General features: G+C 39.6%; 13 protein-coding genes. 6 read left to right on the forward strand and 7 right to left on the reverse strand.

Annotated elements, in window-relative coordinates:
* The 7 genes from AC2JBO_RS37860 to AC2JBO_RS37890 form a co-directional block, all read right to left on the reverse strand.
* Nucleotides 1-1,854 (reverse strand): tetratricopeptide repeat-containing S1 family peptidase (locus AC2JBO_RS37860; protein WP_496958789.1); only part of this gene is annotated, 1,854 nt, incomplete at its 3' end.
* A gap of 60 nt (nucleotides 1,855-1,914) precedes the next feature.
* Nucleotides 1,915-3,726 carry a tetratricopeptide repeat-containing S1 family peptidase gene (locus AC2JBO_RS37865; RefSeq protein WP_496958790.1) on the reverse strand — a complete coding sequence of 604 codons (1,812 nt, stop codon included), beginning with the start codon at nucleotides 3,724-3,726 and terminating at the stop codon, nucleotides 1,915-1,917.
* Between the two features lie 140 nt (nucleotides 3,727-3,866).
* Nucleotides 3,867-4,391 carry a S1 family peptidase gene (locus AC2JBO_RS37870; protein ID WP_496958791.1) on the reverse strand — a complete coding sequence of 175 codons (525 nt, stop codon included), beginning with the start codon at nucleotides 4,389-4,391 and terminating at the stop codon, nucleotides 3,867-3,869.
* Nucleotides 4,369-4,650, reverse strand: coding sequence for a hypothetical protein (locus AC2JBO_RS37875; protein WP_496958792.1), 282 nt, complete (start codon nucleotides 4,648-4,650; stop codon nucleotides 4,369-4,371). Before AC2JBO_RS37875 ends, AC2JBO_RS37870 begins: the two co-directional genes overlap by 23 nt.
* A gap of 66 nt (nucleotides 4,651-4,716) precedes the next feature.
* Complete coding sequence (locus AC2JBO_RS37880) at nucleotides 4,717-5,286, reverse strand: COP23 domain-containing protein (protein WP_496958793.1); 570 nt, start codon at nucleotides 5,284-5,286, stop codon at nucleotides 4,717-4,719.
* 378 nt (nucleotides 5,287-5,664) lie between these two features.
* Entirely contained in the window at nucleotides 5,665-5,955 is a 291-nt protein-coding gene (locus tag AC2JBO_RS37885; protein WP_496958794.1) for a type II toxin-antitoxin system RelE/ParE family toxin, read from the reverse strand.
* Nucleotides 5,952-6,182: an addiction module protein gene (locus AC2JBO_RS37890; RefSeq protein ID WP_496958795.1), complete on the reverse strand. Its 231-nt coding sequence runs from the start codon at nucleotides 6,180-6,182 to the stop codon at nucleotides 5,952-5,954. Before AC2JBO_RS37890 ends, AC2JBO_RS37885 begins: the two co-directional genes overlap by 4 nt.
* A gap of 231 nt (nucleotides 6,183-6,413) precedes the next feature.
* On the opposite strand from AC2JBO_RS37890, the gene AC2JBO_RS37895 reads away from it, so the two are divergent.
* The 6 genes from AC2JBO_RS37895 (at nucleotide 6,414) to AC2JBO_RS37920 (ending at nucleotide 10,861) form a co-directional block, all read left to right on the forward strand.
* On the forward strand, nucleotides 6,414-7,169 hold the full coding sequence (locus AC2JBO_RS37895) for a ParA family protein (protein ID WP_496958796.1): 756 nt from the start codon (nucleotides 6,414-6,416) through the stop codon (nucleotides 7,167-7,169).
* Nucleotides 7,166-8,248 (forward strand): ParB/RepB/Spo0J family partition protein, encoded by a 1,083-nt coding sequence (locus tag AC2JBO_RS37900; RefSeq protein ID WP_496958797.1) that lies wholly within the window; start codon nucleotides 7,166-7,168, stop codon nucleotides 8,246-8,248. The genes AC2JBO_RS37895 and AC2JBO_RS37900 overlap by 4 nt, the downstream gene beginning before the upstream one ends.
* A 226-nt stretch (nucleotides 8,249-8,474) precedes the next feature.
* Nucleotides 8,475-8,648 carry a DUF6888 family protein gene (locus tag AC2JBO_RS37905; protein ID WP_496958798.1) on the forward strand — a complete coding sequence of 58 codons (174 nt, stop codon included), beginning with the start codon at nucleotides 8,475-8,477 and terminating at the stop codon, nucleotides 8,646-8,648.
* The gene (locus AC2JBO_RS37910) at nucleotides 8,645-8,830 is read left to right on the forward strand and encodes a DUF6887 family protein (RefSeq protein ID WP_496958799.1); all 186 of its coding nucleotides are present in this window, start codon (nucleotides 8,645-8,647) and stop codon (nucleotides 8,828-8,830) included. Before AC2JBO_RS37905 ends, AC2JBO_RS37910 begins: the two co-directional genes overlap by 4 nt.
* Nucleotides 8,831-8,879: 49 nt before the next feature.
* Complete coding sequence (locus tag AC2JBO_RS37915) at nucleotides 8,880-9,149, forward strand: hypothetical protein (protein ID WP_496958800.1); 270 nt, start codon at nucleotides 8,880-8,882, stop codon at nucleotides 9,147-9,149.
* A gap of 8 nt (nucleotides 9,150-9,157) precedes the next feature.
* The gene (locus tag AC2JBO_RS37920) at nucleotides 9,158-10,861 is read left to right on the forward strand and encodes a pre-peptidase C-terminal domain-containing protein (protein WP_496958801.1); all 1,704 of its coding nucleotides are present in this window, start codon (nucleotides 9,158-9,160) and stop codon (nucleotides 10,859-10,861) included.
* Nucleotides 10,862-10,970 lie beyond the last annotated feature (109 nt).

Here is a 10,970-nt window from a genome sequence, read left to right on the forward strand (position 1 = left end):
TCGGTTGTTATAGGCTTCAGAATATTTGGGATTGAGACGAATAGCTTCGGTATAATCAGTAATAGCACCTTGTTTGTCTCCTAAGCTAGCAAGAGAGATACCTCGATTGAAGTAAGTCCCAGCATCTTTAGGATTAAGTTTAATAGATTCAGTAAAATCGGTAATAGCAGCTTTATGCTCTCCGATTTGAGCGCGGAGATTGCCTCGGTTGTTATAGGCTTCAGAATATTTGGGATTGAGACGAATAGCTTCGGTATAGTCAGTAATTGCACTTTGTTTATCCCCTAAGCTAGTAAGAGAGATACCTCGAATGAAATAAGTCCCAGCATCTTTAGGATTAAGTTTAATAGATTCAGTAAAATCAGTAATGGCTGCTTTATGGTCTCCGATTTGAGTGCGGGCAATTCCCCTACTGTTATAAGCTTGGACATTATTGGGATTAAATTTAATTGCTTCGTTTAAATCAGTTATCGCACTCTGTTTATCTCCCATTAGAGCGTGGAGGATTCCTCGGTTGTTATAGGCTTCAGAATATTTGGGATTGAGACGAATAGCTTCGGTATAATCAGTAATGGCGCCTTGTTTATCTCCTAAGCTAGCGCGAGAGATGCCTCGACTGAAGTAAGCTTCAAAATATTTTGGATTAAATCTAATGGCTTCGCTATAATCAACTATTGCTCCCTGATTATCACCAGATTCGCTGCGCGCAAGAGCACGATTGAAGTATGCCCCGTGGCTCTTTGAATTAAGACGAATAGATTCAGTAAAATCAGCAATAGCCCCTTTTTTATCTCCTAACTGAGCGCGAGCAATCCCTCGACCATTGTATGCATCAGCATCATTGGGGGTTAGCCTAAGCGCTTGGTTAAAATCGTTAACTGCTTCTTGGAAGTTTTTTAGTTGAGCGTAAGCATAACCTCTATAAGCGAAAGCATATGTGTAGTCAGGATTAATTTGAATCGCTTGGGTGTAAGCATCTATCGCTCCTCGATAGTCTCCTTTACTATATTTATCTGAACCCTGAATATAAAAATCATCGGCTTTACGTGGTGTAAGTGTAGGAGAATTAGGAAGACGGATACTGGGATTTAGCTCTCCCGTAGTTATAGGAGGATCAGGAAGACGGATACCAAGATTTATACCTACCTCTAAGGAGCGTCTCACAAAAGTATTAATGGGAATACCTCTGTTATTAGTGGTCTTACCAGAGTAACTGTCTTCTCCAATTTTTTTGAGTTTTGGAGTTTCGGCAGTACTATGAATTCCTATCAGTTGACCTTTCTCATTCAAAATTGGACTACCGCTCATTCCTGGTAAAGTATTATTGTTATATTCCAAAGTGTATCCATCACTTTGTGCTTGGGAAGCATTAGCGGTAATTTTACCCTCGGTAAAGTAAATTATGCTTTTAATTGTTGTATTGCTGGGATAACCCGCCACATAAATATTTGTCTCTCTAAGAGATTGGTCTGAGTTACCTATCTGGGCAATGGTATAAATTTCATTACTAGCAAATTGTAAAACTGCTAAATTTATTTTTGGTAAAATTTTGATGCTACTTATATTTAATGGGTAGATTTTATTATCTAAAGTAATAAGTTCATATTTATATTGAGAATTTTTAACTACCTCAGCAGCAGTCATAACAGTGTAAATTTTACCTTCTTTCTTGATGATTACCCCTGAACCACACTCTTGACGTTCACAGTTTACGCTTTGATTTTTTATTTTTACAGTAATTTCGTTTGCAATATTGCTCACCTCTTCCGGAGATAATGCAAAAGCGATTTCTGTTTGCAAAATAGTAATCGATACTCCTATAAATACTGATGCGAGTCCAAAATAATACTTCATTAATTTATCTCCTATTACTTTTATTTAAATCGCTAAGATTTAAACATTTAGGATGCTCCCCTATTTTTCAAGCTCATTAATGCGGGTAAGTGCATCCTGATAATCATTTTTTTCCCCTTGTTTTTGATAAAGTTCTGCGGCTTTTTGAAAATCTGCAATTGCTGCCTGTTTCTGTCCTAGCCGTTTGTAAGCAAGACCCCGATTGTAGTAAGTATTACCATTATTAGGATTGAATTTCAGTGCTTCGGTATAATCGGTAATTGCCCCCTTGTTATCTTCTAAATCCGCACGCACCATACCCCGCTTGAAGTAGATATCAGCAGCACCAGCAAGTTTGGGATTGAGACGAATTCCTTCGTCATAATCAGCAATTGCTCCGCGTTTATCTCCCAGCCCAGAGCGGGCATTAGCCCGAACAAAATAGGCAAGGGCATGATTTGGGTTGAGTCGAATTGCTTCATTTGAATCTGTAAATGCCTGCTGGTTATCAAAATCAGAAAGAATTGCTCCTCGCATTGTGTAGGCAACGGGTAAATTAGGCTGGAGCCTAATTAACTCGTTAAAATCACTAATTGCTCCTTGTTTATCTCCTGTTCCAGCGCGCGCCATTCCTCTAACTAAGTAGCTGCTAGCATCACTAGGGTTTGCACTAATTGCTTTATTTAGGTCAGCGATTGCCCCCTGATTATCTCCTGACTGCATGAGAATAATCCCTCTAAATAAGTAAATATAGGAATTATTGGCATCAATTTTTGCAGCATAGTTAATATCAGCAATTCCTTCATTCTTTTCTCCAAAAAATGCCCGAGTATAACCTCGAAATAAATAAGCATTTACATTTTCGTGATTAATATCTATTGCTTGTTTAAAATCAGCTATCGCCTCTTGATTTTCTCCATTTAAGAAAGCACGGAAAACCCCTCTAACAATATAAGCATCAGCTTCTTTTGGATTGATGGAAATTCCTTGATTTATATCAGCGAATGCTGCTTGATTATCTCCTAATTGAATATGGATAAGTCCTCGTTGGAAGTATGCATCAGCATATTTGGAGTTTAGTTCAATGGCTTTGGTGTAAGCGGCTAATGCTCCTTGATAATTCCCCTTTTCGCGCCTTTCGCCTCCCTGAACAAAAAAGTCGTCAGCCTTGGGTGCTGTATTTTTAGGAGTTTCAGGAAGAGTAATGCCAAGATTTACTCCTATTTCTTGTGAATTTATTAAAAATTCATTGATGGGAATACCTTTATTGAAGCCATTTTTATAGGATAGAATGTTGGCATTTTGTTCAAAAGGTATAGTTGTGTCAGCCCGACCATGAATTCCTATTAATTCACCTTTTTCATTTAGTACAGCACCACCGCTTATTCCGGGTGATGTATCATTGCTGTATATTAAGTTATAACGCTCGGCTTGCTGGGAAGCATTGGCAGTAACCCGTCCTTCGGTAAATGTATAAGTATTTATAAAACCAGATACGTAAGCTTTTGTGCCTGCTATAGCTTTGTCAGAGTTGCCGATTTTAGCAGTTCTGTAAGTTTTATTGCTGTTAAACTGGACAATAGCTAAATCTAAGTCTGGTACAAGTCGCTTAATTTTGGTGTTGATAGTGTAACTCTGACTATCTGGGGTTACTATTTGATATTGGCTTTGAGAATTTTCGACTACATGATTGGCGGTAAGTACAGTATAAGTATTGCCCTCCTTTTTTATAATGACTCCTGAACCATTTGAATTTTTACTCTTAATTTGTACTGTAATTTGTTGAGCAGTTGCTTTGACATCTACTTGAGATTGCGCTACAGCAATTTGTGTCTGTACAAAAACAATTGATACTCCTATCAGTGATGGTACAAGTCGATGGTATGGTTTCATTATTTTCTCTCAAAATAGTTTTACTTGAGTGAAGCGATACGTCACTAAAAATATTTGGTAAATGCAAATCTCCACGCAGATAAAACCTCGAAGCAATAATTTCGTTTGGTTCTATGACTACTTAAAGCCATCTGTGTTCCCTAGCGCACCCGTAATACTGTATCCATAGGTACAGCCCAACTCAGACGGTTTATTGTTTCATGCAAATCTTTATCTGCCTGGGAACCATCCATAAATACGGAGGGAATATCCCAAAGCGGGTAAGCGTGCATTCCATTTATACCTATAACCTCACCTTGTTTATTCAATAGAGGTCCCCCACTCATGCCTTTTTTGACGAGATTAGTGTAACCAATTTGATAGCCACCCTCTAAAGCTTTATTCAAAATCAACGAAACTTTGCCGGGAGTGAACAAAAAATTTTTGACCTGAGTTCCATCTTCATCAAATGGAAATCCTCCAATAAATACCTCATCCCCCACTGATGGAGAAGAACCGAGCGATGCTACAGTGTAAATACTGCTAGCATTACGAAATTGCAACAACGCCAAATCAGTTTTGCTTCTTCTTAAGCTTCTAAGTAAATTGGCTGGGTAAATGCGACCGTCTGGTGTTTGAACGCGATATGGGGGGTCGTCTGCTCTAAGTACGTGAGCATTGGTCAATACAGTATAAATTGTACCTTGTTTTTTTTACAAGAATGCCTGAACCTAAATAATCTTGTGATAGTACTTTGACTGTAATTGATTGAGATTGATGCCTCAAATGTTCTAGTTTTGGTTGAAAAAGTGGTTGTTTAAGTTGAGTAACCTTCCATTCAATACTAGTGTCTAAAGCAACAGTTTTAACAAACGCAGTTCGTATTGGTAGTATCATTGATAAACCACCAAGACAAATAAACAGTGCAAATTTGTTTAAACCCATTTGATGTTGACCTTATTGACTCACTTGCTTTCCTGTTTATAAACATTGCTAATTTTTACACCCAACTTATTTAGAGTTAATATTTGTCTTTGTGTTAGTAGTTGACTCAACAGTAGCGTAGTCTAAATATAAGTTTATATCAATGTTGATAGAACTTTTATCTTGACTTTCACTTAATATCTTCCCTGCCGCTAACCCACGCTTATCCAGTAACTTTTCTAGAGTCTGCTTGGGCTTACTGTTACGTTTGAAAGTAAATAATAAAGTGTTATCTGTACAAGGGTCGCTGGTGCTGGTAGCAGTGCATAAGACTGTTTGCTTATTAAAACTGCCAACTTTCAGAACTTTGAGAGTACCGTTATCATAATTCTTCTGAAATCTTCGAGATACCTCAACACAACGTTGCATAGGTGTCCAAGGAGGAGGGAACTCACCAGATATCCAACGAATAATTGGGATGTTTCCCGCTTGGGTGCGAGCATAGGTTACGGGCACACCTTTACTCTTTTGGCAGAAAAAGTTTGTGCTTTGTGCCTGAACTGTTGGATTAAAGGTTGCAGTAACCGTAAATACTGCAAGCGGAATTATACTAGCTACAACTAATGCCAATCTCTCATCAATTAATCTTATTTTCATACGTATTAATACATAAAACAAAGATAATTATTTTATACTATTATACACATATAACCTGATTAAAAGTCTTAAATAAAACCGAAGGCGCCCCCTCTCCCAAAAAAACGGCGCCAATTGTCCCCGTTCCCAGTTATCTTTATGTATAACGGGGCAAGTAAACAAAACCCATCCTCTCGCCATGAGTACGCAGTTTTTAACCTCCGCTATAAAAAGGCGCCTGCAACTAAACGCTTTCAGAAAACTATGTTCTTCCAATAACGTTATTGGAAAAAAGCACTCGAATATTTTCATATGCGGACACCGGACGTTATAAGAGTCGGTGCCGCAGTAGGAGCGAAGAGCATAAAATCTTTCAAACAAATGAATGATAAGTAAAGTCTATCTACGATTTTTCCAGTATCCAGGTTCTCGACTGCAATGCATGACCGCCAAGATAAGAATATAGTCTTGCTCAATTGTGTAAAGGATTCCATACGGAAAACGACGTGTCATACATCGCCGTACATCCTCGTCAATTACAGCGTAGCGTGTAGGCGCCTCTCTAATTCTATATATTGCATCCTCTATAGCATCGATGAATGCTTGTGCCACCTCAATCCGTTGCTCTGTGTAATATTTAACACCTTCAGCATATTCTGTGAGAGCCTCGGGATGAAATACATATTTCATGGCTCTAGCAACCGTCTTACAGTAGCAAGAGCTTCTTCTCCTGGAATTGGTTGCACAGAACCAGAGCGAATTTCTGAACGCCGTTTAAGAGCTTCAGTTATCCAAGCTGCTTGGATTGTTGGTTCAGTATCAAACTCCAAGCTTTCAACTAGCTTTTGGGCTAATAACGCCCTGGATGCGCTAGGAAGTGCTAGGAGTTCTTCTGTTAGTTGCTCAATTGATTTCATGAAACCTCACAGAGCTTTAAGTCTTATTATATAGGATAGCAGTTTCTGCTTAAATGCAGTGTGCAAGGGCAGGCAAGGATGCCTGCTCCACAAGAGGTTTATTTGTATCTGCTTGGTTAATTAAATGTTAGAAACAAAACACAGGCGCCCTCTCTCCAAAAAAAACGGCGCCAATTGTCCCCGTTCCCAGTTATCTTTATGTATAACGGGGCAGGTAAACAAAACTCACATATGAGCCGAATCATCGCAGTCTTTAACCAGGCGGGAGGTGTTGCCAAAACCACGCTTACTCAGAACCTGGGCTACCAACTAGCGCAACTGGGACATCGTGTCCTGCTTATTGACATAGACCCCCAAGCCAGTTTAACTATATTTATGGGCTTGGTTCCGAGGGATTTAGAACAAACTGTCCACAATGCTATTGTGGAGGAACAACCCCTGCCTATTGTTGAGAATATTCATGGTATGGATTTAGTTCCTGCTAACATTTCTCTCAGTACGGCGGAGATGCAATTGGTTAGTGCTGTGATGCGGGATTTTCGTCTGAAAGAGGCTATTGAACTAGTTGAAGGCGGTTATGATTTTATATTGATAGATTGCCCTCCCAGTTTGGGGCTGCTTTCTTACCTCTCGCTTGTTGCCGCTACTCATGTTCTTGTGCCTCTAGAAACCCATTTCAAAGCTTTTGAGGGCACAGGTGAACTGTTAAAAACGGTGGCTACTGTTCGTAACAAACCGAACCGCAAACTGCAAATAGCCGGATTTGTGCCGACAAAATATGACGCGCGCAATTCCCAGGACACTCGTACTTTAGCAGCCATCACGGAACAACTAGCAGGCGCCGGAACTATTTTTGCCCCTATTCCTCGCTCTACTGCTTTTGTTGATGCATCAGAAGAGCGAATGCCCCTTGCGGTGTATGAACCAAAGCATCCCTCTGTTGAAATTTTGAAAAATATAGCCGTTAGTTTAGAGTCATTACCATGAGACGCACTAAAACCAGCCAACCCCTGAAAAGCAAAATCGAAGTACCTTGGGACACTACAGGCGCCAACAATTCCGATTCTCAAGTGTCTATCCAATTAGACCAGATTTCTCTGCCGCCGGCACAACCGCGCCGTTATTTTGACTCTGAGGCATTAAAACAGTTAACTGAGTCTATAAAACAGCATGGCATTTTGCAACCTTTATTGGTACGCATTGTTGATGCAGGAAAACTCGAATTAGTAGCAGGTGAGCGACGCTACCGTGCAGCATTAGAAATTGGATTAAAAGAAGTTCCCGTCGTTATTAGAGAGTTAGACGACAACGCAGCTTATCAACTGGCACTGATAGAAAATTTACTGCGAGAAGACCTTAACCCAGTCGAGGAAACGGAAGGCATCCTGCAACTGCTGGCTCTTAAACTAGGTCGAAATCTTGAAGAAATTCCGCCATTATTGCGGCGCCTGCAACACGAGCGCAAAGAAGCTGCTAAGTCTTCCAATAACGTTATTGGAAAAAAGCAGTTAGAGTCAACAGGTGCTTCGGATGAGGTTAGTTTAGAGGCGCCGGATAATTTAGATGATAATAATGATGTTGAGTCAAATGTATTAGAGTCTGAGGATTCCAATAACGTTATTGGGAAAGAAGATGATAAACAAATAAATCCAGACCTTACTGTTGTAGAAGAAGTGTTTGATGGCTTGGGGTTAATGACTTGGGAATCGTTTGCTAATAACCGCTTGCCGTTGTTAAACCTTCCATCCGATATCCTTGATGCACTACGGAAAGGCGCCGTTGAGTATACCAAAGCCAAAGCCATTGCTCAGATTCAAGATAAAGATGAGCGCACTGCCTTTTTAGAACAAGCTATTGCCCAAAACTGGTCTTTAAGCGAAATCAAGCAATATATCAGTGAGAATAAAACCCCAACTACCCAGAAAACTGAGTCAAACAATTACAAAGAGCGCTTTACTGCTGCAACTGCCAAGTTAAGAAAGTCGCGTATTTGGTCAGACCCATCTAAACGCAAACAGGTAGAAAAGTTGCTTGACCAATTGGAAATGCTGGGAAATGTGGGGTAAGAGGGTGGCGGTTAAACTCCTCGTTCTCTTATCTACCGTCACCCGCCAACACCAAGCGAAGGGCGTGGCTAATAGAACAAAGCCCACCTACGTGGGCTAAAGAGGCTAGCCCACGTAGGTGGGCTTCGTATCAATAGCTCCACCCTTCGCTTGGTGTGAGCGATTACCAGGTAACAACAGTCAAGATATCTACGCGATAATAGTAATAAGGAGGTAAATTAAACTAGTGCCTACAGTAGAACAACTAAAAACCTTTTTTCGTATATGTGTACGGGCAAGTAACTTACTCAGAACAATAGAATTAACAAGGTACGATACTCGCTCACAACGAATTGTGGTTTTAATAGGTGAAACAATTGAAGTAGAAATTTTAAGTAATGGCGAGGAATTAATCAGATGAGTAACTATCAACAATTAACTAAGAAAGAATTGCGAGATTACATTAAACAGCATCCAGAGGATGAGGATGCTTTTCAATATTACTTAACGATTATGCGAGCAAAACCAGGCGTTGTAGTTAGTACGGAAGAACAAGCGCTAGCTGAATTTAGAAAAAGGTTAGAATCCGAATCAACACACTAATTAACAAATATTCTCTTTTTCCCTCTCTATTAAAAATAGGAGTAACAAGATGAATGCTCACAAAGTCGAAGCTGTTTTAGCTGAAGATGGAACTTTAACACTGCGTGGCTTACCTTTTTATGCAGGGGATGCTGTGGAGGTAATTATACTCGAAACTAAAACTCCACAACAGACTGTTGCATCACCCAGCCAACCAGAGGCAAATCTTTATCCACTGCGTGGGAAAGTAGTCCGTTATGATGACCAGCAGGCAATCCTAATGTTCCATCAGATGTTCTTAAAGGAGTCAAGACTGCTGACATTGCTAGTAGAAATCTAAATGGAACATTGATAAAACCAATAGTTTCTGCTATACATAATGCCAATTTATTTGTCTTTTCACAAACTATTGCACAAGTTCAAACACTTCTTGATGCGTTCCCTGGAACTCCCCGAATTTTTTACAACGATCCTAGGTTCTTTGATACTGGAGTTATTCAGTATCAACAGGTTCATTTTGATCATATACATTTTGAGATACCTATTCCTCAAAACTCTGCATCAACAAATCGAAGCTTACTACTTAACAACTTTCCTGTAATTAGTAATTCTCTTGATCTTGCTAGCCCTTTATTTGCGAACACTGTCGAAGTAAATGCTTTTCCTGGCATTATCGATCTTGGTAATTTAGAAGATAGCAAAAGTCTGACTGGTACTATCAGTACAACTAACACAGAACAGTATTATAGTTTTACTATTGGAAGTCTGCAAGATGAGGAAGGCTATTTTACTACTCCGAGAGACTTTAATGTATTGCTAAATGGTTTATCTGGAGATGTTGATGTTGAATTATTTCAAGACTTTAGTGAGGACGGTACTCGCCAAGACGGTGAAGTAATTGCAAGTTCAACAAAGTCAGGAAACGAATCTGAGACCATTAATCTCACCAACCTTGATGAAGGATTATATTACCTTCGAGTTTTTCAAAAGAGTGGTGATACTAGCTTTAAACTTAGTTTAACAGTTCCTCCTCTACCAGTTCCGACTGACAACGCGGGAAATACAGTAACCAATGCCAAAAACTTGGCAAATATTGGCAATAATGCCCAGCAATCGGATTTCATCGGTCAAGTTGATACTGATGATTACTATAGCTTCACTCTATCTTCTACCAGCGATTTGAGCGTTGATGTAACTGGCTTATCAAATGGTGATTTGTTTGCCGAACTTGGACAAGATAAAAATAATGACGGCATTCTAGATTTTGATGAAATCATCGCAGTATCTGATGAAGAAGGAGATGCTAGCGAAAAAATTAGTCATACAGGATTAGCCGCAGGCAATTATGTTTTACATTTGGGACGTAATAGCGGTAATACAAACTATAACCTCAACCTTTCTGCAACCCCATCAGTTATTCCAACCGATAAAGCAGGTAGTACCCTTGCCACTGCCTTCAACCTCAACTCTTTAACCACCTCAACCCAAAGCGACTTTGTTGGAAATGTCGATCCTACTGACTATTACCGCTTTACCCTCACAAATCCCAGTGGCTTAACGCTCAAACTTAGTGGCTTATCAGCAGATGCCGATCTAGAATTGTCTCAAGATAAAAATGGAGATGGCGTAATTTCTTCAGACGAAGTAATTAAGCTATCTGAAACGACAGATAATCAAGATGAAAATATTAATATTGCGGCATTACCCGCAGGAGACTACTTTGTAAAAGTTTCCCAGTACGATGGCGACACCAACTACAATCTTTCGCTTACACCAACAACTGCTACTGGTGTCGATTTGCAAGTAACCGTAAGTCCAATAACTGCTCCTCTCACGTTGGGAGATAAAGTTAACTATACCGTTACTGTTAAAAATATAGGTGCTTCTAATGCAACGGGAGTTACACTTAAAGATAACTTGCCGCTTGAAAGTATTCTTGACGTGTCTGCTGTAACCAGTAAAGGTACGAACAGTATTTCTAGCAATCAAATTACTGCCAATATTGGCAGTCTTAACGTAAATGAGTCAGCGACATCAATACTGCTCGGTTAAGCGGGAGCATAGCCTAAAATAAAGAAAAGTTTGTTCGCGTTTTTCTAACGCGAACAAAATCGAATAAAATTTATATAAACGAACCCGCATGAGCAAGTATCTCTCAAGA

It is taken from the genome of Calothrix sp. CBUCES-K 9914, from assembly GCF_059640475.1.